Origin of the sequence: Frigoribacterium faeni (genome assembly GCF_011761235.1) — a bacterium.
In the GTDB taxonomy this organism is placed as follows: Bacteria; Actinomycetota; Actinomycetes; order Actinomycetales; family Microbacteriaceae; genus Frigoribacterium; species Frigoribacterium faeni_A.
Genome location: NZ_JAAOYW010000002.1, coordinates 172,142 through 194,152 on the forward strand (window position 1 = coordinate 172,142; position 22,011 = coordinate 194,152).

Sequence of the window (22,011 nt, forward strand, 5' to 3'; positions counted from 1 at the left end):
GGCGGCGGCCGCTACCGTGGCCCGCATGCCCCCCGTCATCACCTCGCCGCTCGTCTCGAGCCAGTGGGTCGCCGACCATCTCGGCGCCGACGACATGGTCGTGGTCGACGTGTCGGTGCTGGCGGTGGCCGGCCGTGACGGCACCGCCACCGGGCGGTACACGTCGGGTCACGCCGACTACCTCGAGCAGGGCCACGTGCCCGGCGCCGTCTTCGGCGATCTCATCCACGACCTCAGCGACGACCGCGCCGCCCTGCCCTTCACGCGGCCCGACATCGATCGCTTCGCGGCGGCCGCGGGCGCGCTGGGCATCACGGGCGACACGACCGTTGTCGCCTACGACTCGACCGACGGGCCGTGGGCGGCGCGGCTCTGGTGGCTGCTGCGGGCCGCCGGCCACGACGACGCGGCCGTGCTCGACGGCGGCTTCTCGGCCTGGGCGGCCGAGGGTCGCCCCGTCGACGTGGGGGCCGTGCAGCCCGAGCCCGCGGTCTTCGTCGCCCACGAGCGACCGGGTGCGTGGGCCGACAAGAGCTACGTCGAGGCCGTGGTGCGCGGCGACGAGCACGCGGCGCTCGTCTGCGCCTCGCCGCGCGACGAGTTCCGGGGCCTTGCCGGCGAACGTCCCCGTCGGGGGCACATCCCCGGCAGCAGCAACGTGCCGGCGACCGAGCTCGTCGACGCCGACCGGCACCTCGCGGAGCCCCGGCACCTCGAGGCGGCGTTCGCCCCGGTGCTCGACGCCGAGAAGGTCGTCGTCTACTGCGGCCAGGGCATCGCGGCGAGCGCCGACGCCCTCGCGCTGGTGCTCGTGGGGCACGACGACGTCGCGGTCTACGACGGCTCGCTCGACGAGTGGACGGGCGACGACGACGCGCCCCTCGAGACCGCCGCGGCCTGAGACGGGCGGGCAGCGGCCCCGGCGGCGGCGGCGGCGCGGCCTACCCGTGCAGCCCTGCGGCCTCGGCCAGGTCGTGGTCGAGCTCGGCGATCCCCGTGACGGGCAGGCGGCAGACGAAGTCGCGGCACAGGTACGCGGTCGCGTTGCCCTGCACCGCCCTCCGCCCCTCGAACAGCTCGAAGCCCGCCTGCGCGAACGCGGCGGCGGAGCCCTCGTCCACGACGGCGACGAGCACACCGGGGCCGAGCGTGCGCCGGGCACGGAACGCGAGGTCGACGACCCCGTCGGGGGCGGCTGCCGGGTCGGCACCTCCGGCCCGGGACTGGCCCGTCGGCTCGACGACGACCAGCTGCGTCGACGCCGCCGCCAGCTCGGCGAGCAGGCCGAACGTCGTGCCGTAGGCGACCGGCGAGTCGAGGGCGGCCGCCGCCGACGGGGCGACGGCCCGCTCGGCGGCCCGCCGCCATCGGGCGTCGCCGGTGACCCGGTGCAGGGTCAGCGCCGCGGTCGCCGTGGCGGCGAGCCCGGACGGGTACGCGCCCTCCGACGGGTCGGCGGCGAGCGCGGTGCCCTGGGCCCGCAGCACGGGGTCCGGCCCGCCGGGGGCCGCGAACGGAGCGGCCGCGTCCTCCGTGGCGCACGCCTCGAGCAGGGTCCGCGCCGCGACCGCGTACCGGGGCAGGCCGCTCGCGAGGGCGAGCTGCAGCAGCCCCTCCGCGAACATGCCGTGGTCCTCCAGGGTGGCCACGGCCCGTGAGGCACCGGTCGACGAGGAGGCGCGCAGCAGCCGGCCCTCGGCGGTCACGTGCTCGTCGAGCAGCAGGTCCGCGGCCGACCGTGCGGCCGCCACCCACTCGGGGCGGTCGTGCCGCGAGCCTGCCTCGGCGAGCGCCGCGATCGCGAGCCCGTTCCAGCCCGTCAGCACCTTGTCGTCGACGGGTGGTGCCTCGTGCCGGGCGCGCTCCTCGGCGTCGAGGGCGTACCAGCCGCCCTCGACGCGACGGCCGTCGAGGGTGCTCTCGGAGTCCTGGGCCGAGCCGAAGGCCCCGCGCGGGGTGCGCAGCCGCGCGAGCAGGAACCCCGCGATGCCCGACGCGACCTCGAGCGCCGACGGGGCGGACCCGGCGACGGGGCCCGCGCCTCCTCGGCTCGTGCCCGACCCGTCGGGAGCGGGCTCGTCCGGCTCGAGCAGGGCGAGTCGCGAGTACGCGGTGAGCAGCTGGGCGTTGTCGTAGAGCATCCGCTCGTAGTGCGGGTCGCCCCAGTCGCGCCGCGTCGAGTACCGGAAGAACCCGCCCTCGACCGGGTCGCGCAGCGGCGACGCCGCCATGCGCCGCAGGGTGCGCGACGCGAGCGCGAGGGCGGCGCGGTCTCCCCCGGCTCCGAGGCCGAGCAGCGCGAGCTGGGCCGGCGCGACGGGGAACTTCGGGGCGCCGCCGAAGCCGCCGTGCTCGACGTCCTCGGCGGCGGCGACCCGCGCGGCCGCGTGCGCCAGCGCCGCGCCCGACGGCAGGTCGACCGAGTCGGACCCAGGAGGCGCGGGCTGGGCGGCCAGCGCCGCCGCGACCCCCCGGGCGGTCTGGTCCACCTCGCCGCGGCGGGTCGTCCACGCCTCGGTCACCGCGTCGAGCACCTGCCGGAACGCGGGGTGGTCCTGCACGGGCTGCGGCGGGAAGTAGGTGCCCGCGAAGAACGCCTGGCCCGCGGGCGTCGTGAACACGGTCAGCGGCCAGCCGAGCTGCGGGATGAAGGCCGACGCGGCGGCGAGGTAGCTCGAGTCGACGTCGGGGTGCTCCTCGCGGTCGACCTTGACCGCGACGAAGCGGTCGTTGAGGTGGGCCGCCAGGTCGGGGTCGCTGAAGCTCTCGCGCGCCATGACGTGGCACCAGTGGCAGGTCGAGTAGCCGATCGAGACCAGCACGGGCACGTCACGGCGGGCCGCCTCCGCGAATGCCTCGGCTCCCCAGGGCCACCAGTCGACGGGGTTGTCGGCGTGCGAGCGGAGGTACGGGCTGACGGCGTCGGCGAGTCGGTTGCTCATCCGCCCACGCTAGGCGCGGACGGGGTCCCGTGCCGCCCCGCCTCGGCCCGCCCGCCCCTGGCCCTCCCACCTGCCCCGTTCCGCCTGACCCCGGCTACGAATACCAAAATGTCGCATGTCGGTGCTACCGTTCCCGGCATGAAACGCATGACGACCATCATGACCATCTCCGCGCTCACGGCCTGCCTGCTCGGCGCGGCGTCCTCAGCCCGTGCCGCGCCCGCCACGGCAGCAGAATGGGGCGGCAACGTACTCGTGAGCTGGTCGGTGCCCGGAGGCACCGCTGCCGGGGTGACGTCCCTGACGTTCCCGCTGACGGTGGCTCCCGAGACCGCCCGGCTCTCCGGGACGTACTTCGCCCAGCAGTTCGGATTCACCCACGCGACCAAAGTCGGCTACACGGGTCTGCAGCCCCGACCCGACGCGAACGGGCACGCACGGATCCGCGGCGTGTTCTCCTCGTTCATCCCGGGGACGGTCACCGCCCACCCGAACTGCCACGACGGTGCCGACGGGGGTCCGGGCGTCAGCTGCGGCGTCGAGTTCGACGCTGTCTACGGGCACACGTACGACATGGTCGTCACGGCTGACGGTCTCGACACCTGGTCCGGCCACGCCGTCGACACCGTGACCGGCGCCGCGGAGCACATCGGCACGTGGACGCTGCCCAGCGGCTCGGGGAGCCTCACCGCGCACGGGCAGGGCTTCGCCGAGTACTACGCGGGGTCGAGCTGCGACGACCAGCTGTTCTACGACGTCGCCTACGGCGCACCGCGTGCGGGCGAGCTGACGGGCACGACCTCCTACGAGCGCGAGTACGGCGGCTGCGTCGGCTCGGGCCGCACGACCGTGACCGACACCGGTCAGGGCGGGGTGCACCTCACGCGGGGCACGGTGGGCCGCCCTGCAGCACATCTGTACTCGGCGACGCGAGGGCGAGACGGCATCACCGTCCGCGGGTGGGCCCAGCCGGGAAGTCGTCTGAAGACCACCAACGACCCCGGCCAGGGCTGGTTCGATCCGGAATCGGGGCTCGTCCTCGCCGCTGCCGACGGCTCGTTCACCCTGGTCACGGACCGCACGATCGACGGCCAGGCAGCCGTGACGTCGTTCGACCCGACATCCGGAGCCGCCTTGACGGAGTCGAACCACATCGACGTCACTCCGTGACACCTCCGGGCAGGCCCTGACGCGGCCGGGTGGACGAAGCACCGAGTCGGCAGTGCTCCGTCCACCCGGAGGTTCGCGCGGCGCGGGCTACGCGCGCGGCGGCACGTCGCGCAGCGCGGGTCCGTCGTAGTGCGACAGCGGGCGGATGAGCGAGTTGGCCTCGCGCTGCTCGATGACGTGGGCGCTCCAGCCGAGCACCCGCGACGCGACGAACAGCGGCGTGAACACCGCCGTGTCGAAGCCCATCAGGTGGTACGCGAAGCCCGACGGCCAGTCGACGTTCGGCTTGAGCCCCTTGCGCTCGAGCACCCCGGCGGCGAGGGCGTCGTAGACGGCGGCGAGCCGGTCGACGCGGTCGTCCCCGGAGGCGCGGGCCCGGTCGACGAGGCCGGCCAGCGCCTCCTCCATGGTCGGCACCCGGCTGTCGCCGTTCTTGTAGACGCGGTGCCCGAAGCCCATGATCTTCTCGTGACGCGCGAACGCTCCGTCGAGCCAGGCGGCCGCGCCCTCGGCGCCGCCCTCGTCGGCGACCCGCACCAGCAGGTCGAGCGCCGCCTCGTTCGCCCCGCCGTGCAGCGGCCCCTTCAGTGCCCCCACGGCGGCGACGATCGACGAGTGCAGGTCGCTCAGCGTCGACGCGACCACCCGCGCGGTGAAGGTCGACGCGTTGAACGAGTGCTCGGCGTAGAGCACCATCGACGTGTCGAACGCGGCCACGTCGAGGTCGTCGGCCTCGCGCCCGGACACCTGGTGCAGGAAGTCGGCGCTGTAGCCGAGGTCGTCGCGAGGCGGGACGGCAGGCAGGTCGCGCCTCCGTCGCTGGTCGTAGGCGATCACGGCCGGCAGGGCCGCGAACAGGCGGGTGGCCAGGCGCCGGGTCTCGGCGGGGTCGTGCACGCCCGGCGCGCTGCTCCGCTCGGGGTCGGCCGCCCCCAGGGCGCTGATCGCGGTGCGGACCACGTCCATCGGGTGCGCCGACGTCGGGACGAGGTCGACGAGGTGCCGCAGCCCCGGCGCGAGCGGTCGCGCCGCCCGCAGCTCGGCGTCGAAGGCCGTGCGCTGCTCGGGCGTCGGCAGCTCGCCGTGCAGCAGCAGGTGGGCGACGTCCTCGACGTCGCGGGTGGCCGCGAGCTGCTGCACCGGGTAGCCGCGGTAGAGCAGCGAGTTGCTGGCCGCGTCGACCGACGACACGGCCGTGCGGTCGACGACGACGCCGGCCAGGCCCTTGTGCAGCTCGGGCGCGGGAGGTGCGGTGAGGGTGTCGCTCATGGTCACTCCTTCGTGAGGTGAGGCGATGCGTGCCGGCGGGTGGTGCCGGCGGGTGGTGCGGTGGTGCGGGGTGGTGCAGGTCGTGCCGTCGTGCGGATGGTGCGGTCGCGGCGTGCCGTGCCCGCCCCGGCTCAGCGCTCGACGGTGAAGTCGAACACCCCGCCGTCGAACGCAGAGTAGCCCTCGTAGTCGACGAGGTCGTAGAGGTCGGCGCGGTGCTGCATCCGGTCGAGGAGGCGCGCCTGGGTCCCGGTCGCGGCGATCTCGTCGAGCCCCCGCCCGGCCTCGCCCATCGCGAGCCGCAGCAGCGTCACCGGCCAGATGACCATGCGCACCCCGGCGCCCTGCAGCTGCTCGACGGTGTGCAGCTCGCCCTTGCCGAACTCGGTCATGTTCGCCAGGACCGGCACGCCGACGGCCGAGGCGACGGCCTCGAACTCGGTCAGGCCGGTCAGCGCCTCGGGGAACACCGCGTCGGCGCCGGCGTCGACGAGCGCCCGCGCCCGGTCGACGGCGACGTCGAGGCCGTCGACGGCGCGCACGTCGGTGCGGGCCACGACGACGAAGTCCGGGTCGCGGCGTCCCTCGACGGCGGCGCGCACCCGCTTGACGGCGGTGTCGAGGTCGACGACCTGCTTGCCGTCGAGGTGGCCGCAGCGCTTGGGGTTGACCTGGTCCTCGACGTGGAGGCCCGCGAGCCCGGCGTCCTCCATCGTCTGGACGGTGCGGGCGACGTTCATCGGCTCGCCGAAGCCCGTGTCGGCGTCGACGAGGGTGGGCAGGTCGGTCATCCGCGCGATCTGCCCGGCCCGGGTCGCGACCTCGGTGAGCGTCGTCAGGCCGATGTCGGGCAGCCCGAGGTCGGCGGCCACGACGGCGCCCGAGACGTAGACGCCGTCGAAGCCCTTCCGCTCGATCAGGCGGGCGCTGAGCGGGTTGAACGCGCCCGGCATCCGCACGAGCGCGTCGCCCGCGAGCGCCTCGCGGAACAGCCGACGCTTGCGGGCCGGGGTGAGCGTCGAGTACAGCATCAGAACAGCCCGCCGGGCGAGGCGGCGTCGGCCCGGTCGAGGGCGCCCGGCGGCGGGGTGACCGTCAGCCCGGCCAGCTCGTGGGGCTCGAGGGTCCGGAGGCGCGTGGCCAGCCCCAGGAACCGCTCGACCTCCTCCGGTGCGAGCACGCCGTCGGCGAGGGTGCGGAACTTGCGCACGTAGTCCTCCCGGGCGAAGGGCCGCGCGCCGAGGGGGTGCGCGTCGGCGACGGCGATCTCGTCGACGAGCCGCGAGCCGTCGGCGAACTCGACCTCGATGCGCCCGCCGAACGCCTTCTCGGCAGGGTCGGCGGAGTGGTAGCGGCGGGTCCAGTCGGCGTCCTCGGCGGTCGAGATGCGCCTCCAGAGCTCGACGGTGTCGGGACGCTGCGCGCGCTCGGGCGCGTAGCTGCGCTCGTGGTGCCACTCGCCGTCCTGCAGGGCCACGGCGACGATGTAGGGGATGGAGTGGTCGAGGGTCTCGCGGCTGGCGGTCGGGTCGTACTTCTGCGGGTCGCCGGCGCCCGAGCCGATCACCACGTGCGTGTGGTGGCTCGTGTGCAGCACGATGCGGCGGACGGCGGCGGGGTCGCGCAGCTCGGGCCGCTCGCGCCCGAGACGGCGGGCGAGGTCGATCCAGGCCTGGGCCTGGTACTCGGCCGAGTGCTCCTTCGTGTAGCTGTCGAGGATCGCCCGCTTGGCTTCGCCGGGCCCCGGCAGCGGGACGGCGTAGCGGGCGTCGGGACCGTCGAGGAGGCGCGCGATCACGCCGTCCTCGCCCTCCCAGATCGGGCTCGGGCTCGTCTGGCCGCGCATCGCCCGGTCGATCGCCTCGACCGCCTGCTTGCCCGCGAAGGCGGGGGCGTAGGCCTTCCAGGTCGAGATGAGGCCCTTGCGCGACTGCCGCGTCGCGGTGGTGGTGTGCAGCGCCTGGGCGATCGCCTGCGCGGTGGTCTCGACGTCGAGGCCGAGCAGCGCGGCGATGCCGCCCGCGGCGCTCGGGCCGAGGTGCGCCACGTGGTCGATCTTGTGCGCGTGCAGGCTGATCGCCCGCGCGAGGTCGATCTGCAGCTCGTAGCCGGCGGCGATGCCGCGCACGAGCTGCTCGCCGTCGGCGCCGACGTGCTGCGCGACGGCCAGCACGGGCGGCACGTTGTCGCCCGGGTGCGAGTACTCGGCCGCGAGGAACGTGTCGTGGAAGTCGAGCTCGCGCACCGCGACCCCGTTCGCCCAGGCGGCCCACTCGGGCTGGGCGCGCAGCTCGGGGTCGAGGCCGAACACGGTCGCCCCGGCCCGCGGGCTGCGCGCGTCCGAGCTGGCGACGCCCGCGGGGCCCGCCGCGCGCAGGCTGGCGGCGGGGCGGTCGGCGGTGTCGGCGGCGCTGTCGTCGTGACCGGCACCGGCGTGCCGGGCGCGGTGCTGCAGCCGGGCGGCCGCCTGGGCCCGGGCGGCGGCCACGGGCGCCCGTCCGAGGCTGGCGGCGGCGACGGCGGCGTTGTCGATGACGCGGTTGACGATCATCTCGGCCACGTCGTCGTCGACCGCGACGGGGTCGACCGCGACCGCGGCCAGCCGGTGGGCCAGCTCGTCGCGCCGCGCGAGCGGGTCGTCGGAACGGTGGACGTGCACGTCGTTGAGCATCACGTCGCCCAGCCTAGGCGTCGGGGCCGGGCGCCCGGGGGCGCAGGCGGTCAGGACGACGCGGCCGCCGCCTCCTGCGCCCCGAAGCGCGCGACGAGGTCGCGCTTCAGCACCTTGCCGCTCGGGCCGAGCGGCAAGGCGTCGACGACGTGGACGACGCGGGGGAACTTGTACGCCGCGATCTCGTCGGCGACGAAGGCGACCAGGTCGTCCGGCGCGACGGTCGCGCCGGCGCGCAGCACGACGGCCGCCTCGATCTCCTGTCCGTGCGTCTCGTGCGGCACGCCGAAGACGGCCGCCATGGCGACGTCGGGGTGCTGGGCGAGCACCTCCTCGACCTGACGCGGGTACACGTTGTAGCCGTTGCGGATGATCATGTCCTTGGTCCGGTCGACGACCGTGAGGTAGCCGTCGTCGTCCTTCGTGCCGAGGTCGCCGGAGCGGAACCAGCCGTCGACGATCGCCGCCGCCGTGTCGTCGGGGCGGTCGAGGTAGCCGTTCATGAGGTTGTGCCCGCGGATCACGATCTCGCCGATCTCGCCGTGCGGCAGCAGCACGACGCGGTCGGTGACCGACGAGTCGGCGACCTCGACGTCGACGCCCCAGACCGGCGTGCCGATGGTGCCGGGTCGGGGCGGCCGGCCGACGTGGTTGAAGGTCGCGACCGGGGACGTCTCGGTGAGGCCGTAGCCCTCGTGCACCGGCGCGCCGAAGACCTGCTCGAAGCGGCTCAGCACGGCGAGGGGCAAGGAGGCGCCGCCCGAGATCGCGTACCGCAGCGGCGGCCGGGCGTCCGAGCGCGTCGCGGCGTCGAGCAGCGCCATGTACATCGTCGGCACGCCCATGAACACCTCGCAGCCGTGCTCGACCATCGCCGCGAGGGCCGCGTCGCCGTCGAACCTCGGCAGCATGACGATCGTCGCGCCCGCGCGGAACCCCGTGTTCATCGTGCAGGTCTGCCCGAAGGTGTGGAACAGGGGCAGCGCCCCGAGCAGCACGTCGCCGCGGCGCATGTCGAAGGTGCTCATCAGGTTCGTGTCGACCTGCTGCAGCAGCGCGAAGTGCGAGCCCTCGGCCCCCTTGGGCTGCCCCGTCGTGCCGCTCGTGTAGAGGATCGTCGCCGTGTCGAACGGGTGCCGCGGCACGTAGGTGCCGAGCGGCTCGGCCTCGGCCGCGAGGGCCTCGAGCCGGTCGGGGGCGGCCGGCGCGACCGCCGTGCCGGCGTCGGTCGCAGGAGGCGCGAGCACGGTCACGACGTCGACCCCCGCGAGCTGCGCCCCGGCCGCGCCCTCGGGCAGGAGCGGTGCGGCGCAGACGAGCAGCGACGCCCCGCTGTCGCCCAGCACGTACTCGATCTCGTGGCGCTTGAGCAGCGCGTGGACGGGCACGACCACGGCTCCGAGGGCGAGCGTGGCGTAGTAGACGCGGGCGAAGTCGGCGACGTTGGGCACGAGCATCGCGACGCGGTCGCCCTCCCCCACGCCCCGGGCGCGCAGGGCGCCGGCATAGGCGAGGGACTGCTGCCAGAGCTCGCGGTAGGTGGTGCGCTGCGGGCCGACGACGACGGCCACGTCGTCCGGGTACCGGGCGGCCGCCTCGCTGAGGATCGCGGCGACCGAGGCCGTCGCGTGGCCGGGCAGGCGGGCCGCGGCCGGGCCCGGTGCAGGGGCGGGGGCCGGGCTCGAGGCCTGGCCGTCGGGTGCGTTCGTGGTCATGTCGGCTGCTCCGTCTCCGTTGACGAGTGATCCTGGTCGGATCATACGTCGCCGTGCCGGGAGGGCGGGGGCGCAGCCGATCGGCCGGCGATCAGGTGGAGCGGTGAGGAGGTGCGGACGTCCTCGAGCAGCGCCCCGGGGCGACGCCGAGGGCGGAGCCCCGACGGCGGATGCCAGCTGAGGGGCGGATGCCAGCTGAGAGGGGCGAGATTCCCGCTGGGGCTGATCCGTCACGAAACGGATCAGCCCTGAGGAAGGGGTTCCCGCTCGGGCTGATCCGTCACGACACGGATGAGCCCCGGGGAAGGGGTTCCCACTCGGGCTGATCCGTCACGAGACGGATCGCTCTCCGCCCAGGCAGACCCGCCACCTCCGTTCCGGTACGGGACGGATCGACAGCCCCGAAGGGGGACGGCTCCACGGCTGATCCGTCTCGTGACGGAACAGCCCCAGCAGGGAGCACTCCACCCCCGGGGGCACGGGCCGGCTCAGTCCATGTCGCCGCTGCCGTCCGCATCGTCGCTCCAGTGGCTCCGGCCCACGCCGCGAGCGCTCAGGTCACGGCCGTTGCGCCCCCGCCGAGCGTCACGGCGCGGCGGGACGGGGTCGCCCTCCTCCCGCAGGACGACGTCCCCGTCCCGGATGCGCCGAGCCATCACGGCCGGACCGACGCCCAGTCCTCGCGACGGCGCCCCCGCCTCCCAGGCGCTCCGGAGCTCGTCCAGCCCGGCGCCGACGAGATCGAGCCAGTCGTCACGCAGGTGTTACCAGCGCCGGGGCCCGTCCTGGTCGACGACGACGAAACCCGACTCGAGCAGGACGCCGAGGTGCTGGGAGACGCTCGACCACCCGACAGCCCGTCGCTCGTGGAGGACGCTCGCCAGGTCGCCGGACGTCTGGCGCCCGATCGTCAGCACCTCCACGAGGTCCCGGCGGGTGACGTCGCCGAGGACCTCGAACGGGTGCATCGCCCGCGCACCTGCAGAGCGGCGACGGGAGCGCGCACGTCTCGGCACGTCGGACTCCCCGCCTCCGTCGTCGTGGTGCGCACTCACGCTGCCCCCGGGAGCCGCGCCGCGTCGGACCCCGTCGTGGTCGCTCCGGCGAGACGCCTCCGTGAAGGAGGCGCGGTGCAGCCGGACGTCCCCCCGTCCGGCCCGTGACGGAACAGCCCGACCGCCATGCCACCCCAGGAGCAAGTCCCCGGACGCGGCAGCGCACCGACGCCGAGCACGCCCGGCCTCACCTCGCCGCGAAGGGCGACCCCGGCTGGCCGAGCGTCCCCTCCGCCACGCGCCGCGCGTGTCGCCGTCCCGCGCCCGAGCCGCGGAACTCCTCGACCCCCCGCAGCCCCGCCCGACGCCCGTCGCGGGCGGCCCAGGCGGTCTCGAGGGCGTCGACGAGGTCCTGCTCCTGCTGCACGTCGCCGGCCGCGCGCACCTCGGCGACGGCCTCGGCGAGCGCGTCGAGCAGCTCGCACGAGCGCCTCCCCGCGATCGTCAGCACGGTCTCGGCGTGCGGGCCCGACCCCGGCGGCGGTTCGCTCGCGTCGGCGAAGCCCGCGGCGACGAGCACGCCGACACAGCGGGCGACGTGGTCCGGTCCGCCCGCCGTCGGCCCGAGCCGTCGCGCCGCCTCCGCCCGCAGCTGCGACTCGGAGCACGCGCCCCGCTCGAGCACGTCGAGCAGGCAGACGCACACGGGGTCGGTCATCACCTCGAGGGGCGAGGCCGACCCGGGGCCGCCGGTGCCGCCGGGAGAGACAGGCCTGAGAGAACCGACAGGAACGACGGGGGCGACAGGGGCGACAGGGGCGACAGGGGCGGACGGGGAGGCGAGGAGGCGGTTCGTGGGCGTCATGCGACCGAGGCTGCCTGCCCCGCCGGCCCGCGCCTCCTCCTGTCGACCGTCCCTGGGGACGACCCGCGACCCCGGCCTCGACGGGGAGGGACCACGGGGGCGCGCGCCCCCCAGCCCGCGCGGCTTACGATGGAGGGCTCATGTCGCCCACCATCACGTATCCCCCCGAGCTGCCGGTCAGCCAGAGACGCGACGACATCGCCGCCGCGATCCGCGACCACCAGGTCGTCATCGTCGCGGGGTCGACCGGCTCGGGCAAGACCACGCAGCTGCCGAAGATCTGCCTCGAGCTCGGCCGCACGAGCATCGGGCACACGCAGCCGCGCCGCATCGCCGCGCGCACCATCAGCGAGCGCATCGCCGAGGAACTCGGCGAGGAGGTCGGCGGCCTCGTCGGCTACCAGGTGCGATTCACCGACAAGGTGGGCGCCGACACGCAGATCAAGCTGATGACCGACGGCATCCTGCTCAACGAGATCCACTTCGACCGCGACCTCAAGCGGTACGACACGATCATCATCGACGAGGCTCACGAGCGCAGCCTCACCATCGACTTCCTCCTCGGCTACCTCAAGCAGCTGCTGCCGCGGCGCCCCGACCTCAAGCTCGTCATCACGAGCGCGACCATCGACCCCGAGTCGTTCTCGCAGCACTTCGACGGCGCCCCCATCGTCGAGGTCTCGGGGCGCACCTACCCGGTCGAGATCCGGTACCGGCCGCTCGTCGCCGACGACACCACGGGCGACGACGACCGCGACGTCGACGACCTCGACGAGCTCGACGACGCCCCGGCACCGTCGCGTCCCGCCGCCCGACGCGACGAGGCCCGACGCGACGACGGCCGCCGACGGGGCGAGCCCGGCCGCCGCGGCGACGCGGCCCGCAGGGCGAAGGAGGCGCGGGCCGGCGACCCGAGGCAGCGCGCCGACGACAAGGACTACCTCCAGGGCATCAACGAGGCCCTCGACGAGCTGGCCCGCGAGAGCTCGGGCGACGTGCTCGTGTTCCTCAGCGGCGAGAACGAGATCCGCGACGCCGAGGACGCCATCCGGGCGAGGAACCTGCCCCAGACCGAGGTGCTGCCGCTCTACGGCCGGCTGAGCGCCGCCGACCAGCACCGGGTGTTCCAGCCCAGCACCACCGCCGGCACCAGGCGCCGCATCGTCCTCGCGACGAACGTCGCCGAGACCAGCCTCACCGTGCCGGGCATCAAGTACGTGATCGACGCCGGCACCGCGCGCATCAGCCGCTACTCGACGCGGGCCAAGGTGCAGCGCCTGCCGATCGAGGCCATCTCGCAGGCGAGCGCGAACCAGCGCTCGGGCCGGTCGGGCCGCACGAGCGACGGCATCGCGATCCGCCTCTACAGCGAGGCCGACTTCGAGAAGCGACCCGACTTCACCGAGCCCGAGATCCTCCGCACGAACCTCGCGGCGGTCATCCTGCAGATGATCTCGCTGGGCCTCGGCGACATCGCGGCGTTCCCGTTCCTGCAGCCGCCCGACAGCCGCGGCATCAAGGACGGCCTCGACCTGCTGCGCGAGCTCGGCGCCGTGACCCAGGGCGGCCAGATCACGCGCGTGGGCAAGCAGCTGACGCGCCTGCCCATCGACCCGCGCCTCGCCCGCATGGCCGTCGAGTCGAAGGTGCACGGCACGACGCGCGAGGTGCTCGCCATCGTCGCGGCGCTGAGCATCCAGGACCCTCGCGAGCGTCCCCTCGAGCGGCGTGCGCAGGCCGACGAGGCGCACGCCCGCTTCAAGGACCCGCAGGGCGACTTCATGACCCTGCTCAACCTCTGGAACCACCTCGAGGACGCGAAGGCCGACCTCACCGGCAACGCCTTCAAGCGGCTCTGCCGCGACGAGTACCTCAACTACCTGCGCGTGCGCGAGTGGCAGGACGTCTACCGCCAGCTGCTGCGGGCGGCGAAGCCCCTCGGCCTGCACGTCGGCGAGCGCAGCACGAACCCCGACGGCGTGCACCGCAGCCTGCTCGCCGGCCTGCTCAGCCAGATCGGCCTGTTCGACCCGCAGAAGAAGGACTACGTCGGGGCCCGTCAGACGCGGTTCCTCGTGTTCCCGGGCAGCTCGCTCGCCAAGAAGCAGCCCGCCGCGATCATGAGCGCCGAGCTCGTCGAGACCAGCCGGCTGTTCGCCCGCGTCAACGGCGCCATCGACCCGGCCTGGGCCGAACCGCTCGCGCCCGACCTCGTCAAACGCAGCTACGGCGAGCCGCACTGGGAGAAGAAGCAGGGCTCCGTCGTCGCCTACGAGCGGGTCACGCTGTACGGCGTGCCGATCGTGCCGCGCCGGCGCATCCAGTTCTCGCGCATCGACCCCGGCTACGCCCGCGAGCTGTTCATCCGCCACGCGCTCGTCGAGGGCGACTGGGAGAGCCGCCAGTCGTTCGAGGCGGCCAACCGACAGCTCGTGCGCGAACTCACCGAGGTCGAGGAGCGGACGCGCCGCCGCGACATCCTCGTCGACGGCGACGCCGCCTTCGAGTTCTTCCAGCGCCGCGTGCCGGCCGACGTCACGAGCACCCGCGACTTCGAGGGCTGGTGGCGCAAGGCGAAGCAAGAGACGCCGGACCTGCTCACGATGACGGCCGCCGACCTGCTCGGCGACGACGAGCCCGACGTCGACGAGGCGGGGTTCCCGAGCACGTGGCGGCAGGGCGACCAGACGCTGACCCTGCGCTACAAGTTCGAGCCGGGAGCCGACGACGACGGCGTCACGGTGGTCGTGCCCCTGCCGCTGCTGGCGCGCCTCCGTCCGGCCGGCTTCGACTGGCAGGTGCCGGGCCTCCGCGACGAGCTGGTCACCTCGCTCATCAAGTCGCTGCCGAAGCAGATCCGCAAGAACGTGGTGCCGGCCGCCGACTGGGCATCGAAGATCACCGCCGAGCTGCCGGCCGAGCCGCCGGTCGACGTGGCCGAGTCGTTCACCGCGACCCTCGCCTCCGTCATCAAGAAGCTCACGTACACGCCGGTCGAGCCCGCCGACTTCGACCTCGAGCGGGTGCCGGCGCACCTGCGCGTCACGTACGCCGTGGTCGACGAGCGCGGCCGCACGGTGGGCGCCGGAAAGTCGCTCGACGAGCTGCAGCACCGGCTCAGCGACGACATGCGCGAGAGCGTGGCGCGCGTCACCCAGGGCCAGGGCGCAGGAGGCGCGGGTCGCGACCGGCGACGACGCGGCGGTCCCGAGGGCGCCCGCCCCGACGCCGGGGTCGCCGCCCCCGCGAACGCCATCGAGCGCAGCGGCCTCACCTCGTGGGACTTCGACGAGCTGCCGACCGTCGTCGACACGCGGCACGGCGACACCGTGATCCGGGCGTACCCGGCGCTGGTCGACGAGGGCGCCTCCGTGGCGATCCGCCTCATGGCGACGCCGGCCGACCAGGCGCGTGAGACCCCCAAGGGCGTGCGCCGCCTGCTCATGCTGGCGGTGCCGAGCCCGGTCGCCTACGTGCAGCAGCACCTGACGGCGCCCGAGAAGCTGATCCTCGCGACGAGCCCGTACCAGAACACCGCGGCCCTCTTCGCCGACTGCCTCGTGGCCGTCGTCGACGACGTGCTGCACCGGGTGAAGGCCGACGGGCAGCTGTACACGAAGAAGGAGTTCCTCACGGTCCGCGACCGGGTGTCGGGCGCCGTGATGGACCAGATGTTCCAGACGGTGTCGCTCGTCGCCCGCACGCTGACGGCCGCCCGCGACGCGGACAAGGCGATGAAGTCGGCCACGGCCATGGCGCTGCTCACGGCGCTCACCGACATGCGGCAGCAGCGCGACCGGCTCATCTACCCGGGCTTCGTGTCGGCCACGGGCCTGCAGCAGCTGCAGCGCGTGCCCGTGTACCTCGTCGGCATCACGCGCCGCACGGCGAAGCTGCTCGAGGCGCCGTCGCGGGACCGCGCCTGGCTGACCGAGGTGCAGCAGGCGACCGAGAAGTACGAGGCGGCGGGCGGGGCGTTCCCGCCTGCGGAGGGGGCGCCTCCTGCGCTGGTGCGCGCCCGGTGGATGCTCGAGGAGTTCCGCCTCAGCCTCTTCGCCCAGGACCTGAGGCCCAGCGAGAGCGTGTCGCTTCAGCGGATCGTCAAGGTGCTCGCGTCGGCCTAGCCGCAGGCTCGGCCTGGCCGGCGCCTCGGCCCGGCCGGCGGCTCGGCCGAGCGGGCGGCTCGGCGCCGCCCGCTAGCCTGGGCGGATGCGAGCGACGGTCAAGGACGTGGCCGCCCGGGCGGGCGTCTCGCCGAAGACCGTCTCGAACGTCGTCACGGGCGCGGTGCCGGTCAGCGCCGAGACACGGGCGCGGGTCGAGGAGGCGGTGGCCGCCCTCGACTACGTGCCCAACCTCAGCGCGCGCGGGCTCCGCACCGGCCGCACCGGCGTCGTCGCCCTGGCCCTGCCCGACCTGAGCACCCCGTACAGCGCCGAGATGTCCCACTGGTTCGTCGAGGTCGCCCACGAGCGCGGCTGGTCGGTGCAGCTCGAGCAGACGGGCCGGCGGCCCGAGCGCGAACGCGAACTGCTGCTGCGCGGCAAGGAGCACCTCGTCGACGGCCTCGTGCTCAACCCCGTCAGCCTCGGCGACAGCGCCGTCGTGGGCGCCGAGTCGCTGCCCCCGGTCGTGCTGATCGGCGAGGTCGAGCAGAGCGTCGTCGACCACGTGCGGGTGGACAGCGTCGCCGCCGCCCGCGACATGACGACGCACCTGATCGAGCTCGGGCACCGCCGCATCGCCGTGCTCGGCAGCTCCGGCGAGGGCTTCGACCCGGCCACGGCGCGGGTGCGGTCGCTCGGCTGGCAGCAGGCGCTCGAGGCGGCCGGGCTGCCCGTCGACCCGTCGCTGCGCTGGTCGTGCCCGGCCTGGTCGACGGAGGCGGGCGCGGCGACCGTGCGCGAGCGGATCGCCGTCGACGGCGCCCCCGACGCTGTCTTCTGCTTCACCGACTCGCTCGCCCTCGGGGCCCTGCACGCGCTCTGGTCGGCCGGGCTGCGCGTGCCCGACGACGTCGCGGTCGCCGGCTTCGACGACATCGCCGAGAGCCGGTTCTCGTTGCCCCCGCTGACCACCGTCAGCCTCGACAAGCGGCTCTACGCGGAGCGCACGCTCGAGCTGCTCGCCGCCCGCATCGCCGACCGCGACCGGCCGCCCGAGCTCGCGGTCGTGCCCCACCAGATCGTCCGCCGGGCGAGCACCGCGGCCCGCGCCTGACGCGCGTGCGCCGCGCGCACGGAACACCCCGGATGCCGCACGACACCCGGATCTCTCGGGGTGTCGTGCGGCATCCGGGGTGTCGTGCGGCATCCGGGGTGTGTCGCGTCTCCCCGGAGCCGCGGGCGAGTCACCCGACGATGACGTCGGCGGTGCCGCTGACCGTCACACCGCCGGCGGGCGGCACGTCGACCGTGAGCAGGCTCGGCCGCCCGACGTGCCTGCCCTGGCGCACGACGAACCGCGCCGGAGGCGCGAGCAGGCCGGCAGCCCGCAGGTACGCCCCGAGGGCGGCGGCCGCCGACCCCGTGGCGGGGTCCTCGACGACGGTGCCGACCGGGAACAGGTTGCGGGCCTCCACGGCGGGCAGGGGCTGCCCCGCGGCCCGGGCCGCCCCGAGGTCGACCCCCTCGGTGCAGAGCACGGTGACCGTGCCGGTCCAGCCCTGACGGTCCATGAGCTCGCGCACGGCACCGGGGTCGAACGAGAAGGCGTCGAAGACCCGCCGCGAGGCCAGCGCGACGACCGGGTGCCAGTTGCCGGCGAAGGCCTCGTCGAGCGGCCAGGCCGGGTCGAGGTCGTCGCGGCCCAGGCCGAGCAGTCCGAGCAGCTCGTCGGCGGCGCCCGCGGGAAGCGGTCGGGTGCGGGGCTCGACGCTGGTGAAGGCGGCACGCAGCCCGGCCTCGCCGTGGCCCGGCCCGTCGCCGCCCGGGCCGTCGCCGCCCGTGCCACCGCCGCGCGTGCCGCCGCCGCTCGTGCCGTCGCCCGTGCCGACGCGAGTCGTGTCGTCGTGCGTCGCGCCGACGCGAGTCGCGCCGTCGCGCGTCGTGTCGATGACGACCGGGCCGACCGCGGTCTCGAACCGGAACGCCCCCGGCCCCCGTCGCTCGGCCAGGGCGACGGCCGTGGCGATCGTCGCGTGCCCGCAGAACGGCACCTCGGCGATGGGCGAGAAGTACCGCGTCGCGACGGCGCGCTCGTCGCCGTCGACGGCCCGGTCGACGACGAAGGCGGTCTCGGCGTAGCCGACCTCGGCCGCGATGCGCTGCATGTCGACGGCGTCGAGGGCCGTCGCGTCGAGCACCACGCCGGCGGGGTTGCCGCCGTCCGGGCCGTCGGGGAACGCGGTCAGGCGGAGCACGGGGTCGCGGGTCACCCCTCCACTGTGCAGCCCGGCGCCCTGCCGCGCCAGCCGGGGCGCTCTTGCGCTTCGATTACAACGATGGAATGGTGGTCGCAGACGCCGGGGTCGCACCGCCTCCGACCGTCGCCCACGACGCCGCGCCGTCCCGGACGCGCCCCACGAGGAGGACCATGACCACCGCCCGCATCACCGTCGATCGCGAGTTCACCATCGGCTCCGTGCCCCGCCGCCTGTTCGGCTCGTTCGTCGAGCACATGGGCCGCTGCGTCTACACCGGCATCTACGAGCCCGGCCACGAGACCGCCGACGAGAAGGGCTTCCGCCGAGACGTGCTCGAGCTGACCAAGGAGCTCGGCGCCACCGTCGTCCGCTACCCCGGCGGCAACTTCGTGTCGGGCTACGACTGGGAGGACGGCGTCGGCCCCGTCGACCAGCGCCCGCGCCGCCTCGACGGCGCCTGGCACACCGTCGAGACCAACGCGTTCGGCCTGCACGAGTTCGTCGACTGGTCGCGACTGGCGGGGGTCGAGGTCATGGAGGCCGTCAACCTCGGCACCCGCGGCGTCGAGGCGGCCCGGGAGCTCGTCGAGTACGCCAACCACCCCGGCGGCACCGCGCTGAGCGACCGCCGCATCGCGAACGGCGCCGCCGACCCCTTCGACATCAAGCTCTGGTGCCTCGGCAACGAGCTCGACGGCCCGTGGCAGATCGGCCACAAGACGGCGACGGAGTACGGCCGTCTCGCGACGGAGGCCGCGAAGGCGATGAAGTTCGTCGACCCGACCATCGAGCTCGTCGCCGTCGGCAGCTCGGGGCGCGGCATGCCCACCTTCGGCGCGTGGGAGCACGAGGTGCTCACGCACGCCTACGACGAGGTCGACTACGTGTCGATGCACGCCTACTACCAGGAGCACGACGGCGACGCGACGAGCTTCCTCGCGACGGCGGTCGACATGGACGCCTTCATCGACGAGGTCGTCTCGACCATCGACGGCGTCAAGGCCGCGGGCAAGCACGACAAGCAGGTGCACATCTCGTTCGACGAGTGGAACGTCTGGTACCAGACGGGCCTCGACACCGACGACCAGCCGCACAACGTGTCGAAGGGCTGGGTCGAGCACCCGCGCCTCATCGAGGACCAGTACAACGTCACCGACGCCGTCGTCGTCGGCACGTTCCTCAACTCGCTGCTGCGCCACGGCGACCGGGTCAAGATCGCGAACCAGGCGCAGCTCGTCAACGTCATCGCGCCGATCCGCAGCGAGCAGGGCGGGCCCGCCTGGCGGCAGACGATCTTCTGGCCGTTCGCCCGCATGGCCGCGCTGGCCCAGGGCGAGATCCTCCGCACCGTCGTCGCGAGCGACAAGATCGACACCCCGAAGTACGGCGACGCCGACCTCGTCGACGTCAGCTCGACCTGGGACGAGGAGTCGGGACGGCTCGTGTTCTTCCTCGCCAACCGCGGACTCGAGGAGGCGGCGGACGTCGAGCTGGTCCTCCGCGGCTTCGCAGGCGGCCGGGTCGTGCGCGCCGAGCTGCTCGCGGTGCCCGAGGGCGGCGACCGCTTCACCGCCAACACCGAGCACGCGCAGGACGCGGTCGGCCTCGTGCCGCTCGCCGGCGTGACGGTCGACGACGGCCGCGCCCGCCTCACGCTGCCCGCCCTCTCGTGGGTGGTCGTCGAGCTCGAGGTCACCGCCGCCTGACCCCGCCGCCCGGCCCGCCGCCCCTGACCCTCCTCGCCTCCGAATGCGAGAGCATCTGGGCGGCGGGCACCCGTCGGATCGGCCTGGACAGGCGCCCCCACGCAGGAACTGTCTCAAATTACGAACGCACCAACGCCAGCGCCCGCGCCCGCACCCGCACCTACTTCTTGCGGCGCGGGAACAACCGCGAGATCGAGTCGCGCACCGACTCCTCGATGGTGTCGCTGAACGAGTTCGAGAACGAGAGCGAGTCACCGGCCGCCGACGCGGCGGTCATCGACGCGATCACGCTCTGTCCGTGGTGGGCGCGCGCCTCGCGCGTGCTCGCGAAGCCGAGCCCCAAGGAGGCGGCCAACTGTTCCAGGAGGACGACCCGCTCCTCCAGCGGTCGCCCCGTCGCGGCGGCGAGCTCGTGGGCCGTCTCGTCGTCGACGCCGTCGGCGACCCACTGGGCGGCGCGGACGGGCAGCTCGCCGGCGGCGAGCATGCCGATCATCCGCTTGGCCTCGTCGTCGCGGATCTCGGCTCGGGCGACGGAGACGTCGCGGGGGTCGGGAGTCGGGTTCTCGTGGGGCACGCTCGAGCTTAACCGGCCCGCGCGACGGGCACCTCCCCCCGTGCGAGTCGCCCCGGGGCAGGTGACGGCGTCAGCTGTAGAGCCGCACCGGCACGGCGTCGCGCGCGGCCGGCGTCGGCAGCACGTCGAGCTCGTCGCGCACGCCGTCGACGGTGCGCTGGATGCGACGTGCCTCGTCGACGCTCGACCGGATGAGGGGCAGCCCGCGGGCGATCGCCGCGCGGATGCGCTCCTGCAGCAGCGGCGCCGTCACCCGCCGGTCGGTGAAGTCGCTGGCGTGCGCGTAGACGCCGAGCGGCAGCGTCAGCGCCTGGAAGAACCCGAACAGCGGCCGCAGCGAGTGCTCGAGGATCAGCGCGTGCCGCTCGCTGCCGCCGGTCGCGGCGAGCAGCACCGGCACGTCGACGAGCGCGTACTGCTCGACGAAGTCGAAGAAGTGCTTGAAGAGCCCGGTGAAGGAGGCGCGGTAGACCGGCGAGGCCGCGATCAGCAGGTCGGCCCCCTCGACGGCACGGAGCTCGCGCTCGACCCGCTCGTCGAGCTGGTCGCGCGTCAGCGCCCCCGCGAAGAGCGGCCCGAGCTCGCTGAGCCGGATCACGTGGCGCTCGATCGGGAGCACGAGGGCGAGCTCGTCGAGCACGGCGTCGACGAGGGCGTCGGTCTTCGAGGGAGAGCTCAGCGTGCCCGACACGGCGACGACACGGAGCGGCTGCGGGGGTGTCTGCGTCATGCCCTCATGGTGCTCCGGGCGGGCTCCGTCACATAGCCGTGTGACGCCCCGAGTCGTGCGACAGTGGTCGCGTGACCACCGCCTCCGCGCCGCACGGCTTCGACCCGGCGAACCCCCTCAGCACCCTCGCGTCCTCGTTCGGCCAGGCCGCCGACGTCTACGAGCGCGGCCGCCCCTCGTACCCCGTCGACGCCGTCGAGTGGCTGCTGCCGCCGGGCGCCCGGCACGTCGTCGACCTGGGAGCGGGCACCGGCAAGCTCACCCGCGTGCTGCTGCCGCGGGCCGAGCAGGTCACCGCCGTCGAGCCCAGCGAGGGCATGCGCGGGGCGCTCGAGCGGGCGGTGCCCGAGGCGACGTCGCTCGCCGGCTCGGCCGAGGCGATGCCCCTCGACGACGCGTGCGTCGACGCCGTCTTCGTCGCCCAGGCCTGGCACTGGGTCGACCCCGCCGCGGCCGTGCCCGAGGTCGCCCGCGTGCTGCGACCGGGCGGCACGCTGGCCCTGCTCTGGAACATCCGCGACGAGACCGTGCCCTGGCTGGCCGAGCTCTCGCAGGTGATGCACTCGCCCGCCGAGCGCGACATGTCGTCCGACGCCCCGACGGTCGGCGAGCCGTTCGCCCCGATCGAGCGCCGCGACTTCCCGTGGGTGCACGAGCTCGGCCGCGACGAACTGCTCGCGATGATCGCCTCGCGCAGCTACGTCATCACCCTGTCGGAGGACGACCGCGCCCAGGTGCTCCGCGACGTCGGCCGGCTGCTCGACACGCACCCCGACACCCGCGGCGTCGACACGATCCGGCTGCCGTACGTGACGCGGGCGAGCCGCGCGGTCCTGCCCGGCTGACCCGCGCCTCCTGCCCGGCTGACCCGCGCCTCCTGCGGTCGACGGCGGGCGTTCCGGGCCGAGGGCGGGTCGCCGTGCACCCGCCCTCGCGCCGGACGACCCGCCCTCGACGGGACGGGCCCGTGACGGGCCGCGGGCGTCGGCGGCGCCCCCTACGGTGGA

16 protein-coding genes are annotated in these 22,011 nt (G+C 74.5%); 6 read left to right on the forward strand and 10 right to left on the reverse strand.

The genetic code is table 11. The annotated features are described in order from the left end of the window. Window positions 1–25: 25 nt before the first annotated feature. Window positions 26–901 (forward strand): sulfurtransferase, encoded by an 876-nt coding sequence (locus tag FHR78_RS07245; protein ID WP_166759871.1) that lies wholly within the window; start codon window positions 26–28, stop codon window positions 899–901. 40 nt (window positions 902–941) lie between these two features. Here FHR78_RS07245 and FHR78_RS07250 read toward each other — a convergent pair whose 3' ends face one another. Beyond that, window positions 942–2,942: a thioredoxin domain-containing protein gene (locus FHR78_RS07250; protein ID WP_166759872.1), complete on the reverse strand. Its 2,001-nt coding sequence runs from the start codon at window positions 2,940–2,942 to the stop codon at window positions 942–944. 138 nt (window positions 2,943–3,080) lie between these two features. Here FHR78_RS07250 and FHR78_RS07255 point away from each other — a divergent pair, with 138 nt between their 5' ends. Further along, on the forward strand, window positions 3,081–4,112 hold the full coding sequence (locus FHR78_RS07255) for a hypothetical protein (RefSeq protein ID WP_166759873.1): 1,032 nt from the start codon (window positions 3,081–3,083) through the stop codon (window positions 4,110–4,112). An 87-nt stretch (window positions 4,113–4,199) separates the two neighbouring features. On the opposite strand, the gene FHR78_RS07260 is transcribed toward FHR78_RS07255, so the two are convergent. The 6 genes from FHR78_RS07260 to FHR78_RS07285 form a co-directional block, all read right to left on the reverse strand. Then, a complete protein-coding gene (locus FHR78_RS07260; RefSeq protein WP_166759874.1) occupies window positions 4,200–5,381 on the reverse strand; it encodes a bifunctional 2-methylcitrate synthase/citrate synthase in 1,182 nt (393 codons plus the stop codon). Between the two features lie 131 nt (window positions 5,382–5,512). Next, window positions 5,513–6,412 (reverse strand): methylisocitrate lyase, encoded by a 900-nt coding sequence (gene prpB / locus FHR78_RS07265; RefSeq protein ID WP_166759875.1) that lies wholly within the window; start codon window positions 6,410–6,412, stop codon window positions 5,513–5,515. Continuing rightward, window positions 6,412–8,055 (reverse strand): MmgE/PrpD family protein, encoded by a 1,644-nt coding sequence (locus tag FHR78_RS07270; RefSeq protein ID WP_432207144.1) that lies wholly within the window; start codon window positions 8,053–8,055, stop codon window positions 6,412–6,414. Before FHR78_RS07270 ends, prpB begins: the two co-directional genes overlap by 1 nt. A gap of 47 nt (window positions 8,056–8,102) precedes the next feature. Beyond that, a complete protein-coding gene (locus FHR78_RS07275) occupies window positions 8,103–9,767 on the reverse strand; it encodes a long-chain-fatty-acid--CoA ligase (protein WP_166759876.1) in 1,665 nt (554 codons plus the stop codon). 764 nt (window positions 9,768–10,531) lie between these two features. Then, entirely contained in the window at window positions 10,532–10,735 is a 204-nt protein-coding gene (locus tag FHR78_RS07280; protein WP_166759877.1) for an ArsR/SmtB family transcription factor, read from the reverse strand. Between the two features lie 274 nt (window positions 10,736–11,009). Beyond that, a complete protein-coding gene (locus FHR78_RS07285; RefSeq protein ID WP_166759878.1) occupies window positions 11,010–11,480 on the reverse strand; it encodes a hypothetical protein in 471 nt (156 codons plus the stop codon). Between the two features lie 287 nt (window positions 11,481–11,767). Between FHR78_RS07285 and hrpA the strand changes: the two genes are divergently transcribed. Next, a complete protein-coding gene (hrpA, locus tag FHR78_RS07290) occupies window positions 11,768–15,751 on the forward strand; it encodes an ATP-dependent RNA helicase HrpA (RefSeq protein ID WP_166759879.1) in 3,984 nt (1,327 codons plus the stop codon). 85 nt (window positions 15,752–15,836) lie between these two features. Beyond that, window positions 15,837–16,847, forward strand: a complete 1,011-nt coding sequence (locus FHR78_RS07295; protein WP_166759880.1) for a LacI family DNA-binding transcriptional regulator — start codon at window positions 15,837–15,839, stop codon at window positions 16,845–16,847. Window positions 16,848–16,977: 130 nt separating this feature from the next. Here the strand turns inward: FHR78_RS07295 and FHR78_RS07300 are convergent, their stop codons facing one another. Continuing rightward, window positions 16,978–18,003, reverse strand: coding sequence for a PhzF family phenazine biosynthesis isomerase (locus FHR78_RS07300; RefSeq protein WP_166759881.1), 1,026 nt, complete (start codon window positions 18,001–18,003; stop codon window positions 16,978–16,980). A 158-nt stretch (window positions 18,004–18,161) separates the two neighbouring features. Between FHR78_RS07300 and FHR78_RS07305 the strand changes: the two genes are divergently transcribed. Beyond that, entirely contained in the window at window positions 18,162–19,697 is a 1,536-nt protein-coding gene (locus FHR78_RS07305; protein ID WP_166759882.1) for an alpha-N-arabinofuranosidase, read from the forward strand. Window positions 19,698–19,857: 160 nt separating this feature from the next. On the opposite strand, the gene FHR78_RS07310 is transcribed toward FHR78_RS07305, so the two are convergent. Continuing rightward, window positions 19,858–20,274 (reverse strand): hypothetical protein, encoded by a 417-nt coding sequence (locus tag FHR78_RS07310; RefSeq protein ID WP_166759883.1) that lies wholly within the window; start codon window positions 20,272–20,274, stop codon window positions 19,858–19,860. Between the two features lie 70 nt (window positions 20,275–20,344). After that, complete coding sequence (gene msuE, locus FHR78_RS07315; protein WP_166759884.1) at window positions 20,345–21,004, reverse strand: FMN reductase; 660 nt, start codon at window positions 21,002–21,004, stop codon at window positions 20,345–20,347. A 71-nt stretch (window positions 21,005–21,075) separates the two neighbouring features. Here msuE and FHR78_RS07320 point away from each other — a divergent pair, with 71 nt between their 5' ends. Beyond that, the gene (locus FHR78_RS07320; protein WP_166759885.1) at window positions 21,076–21,849 is read left to right on the forward strand and encodes a methyltransferase domain-containing protein; all 774 of its coding nucleotides are present in this window, start codon (window positions 21,076–21,078) and stop codon (window positions 21,847–21,849) included. The last annotated feature ends 162 nt before the right edge of the window (window positions 21,850–22,011 follow it).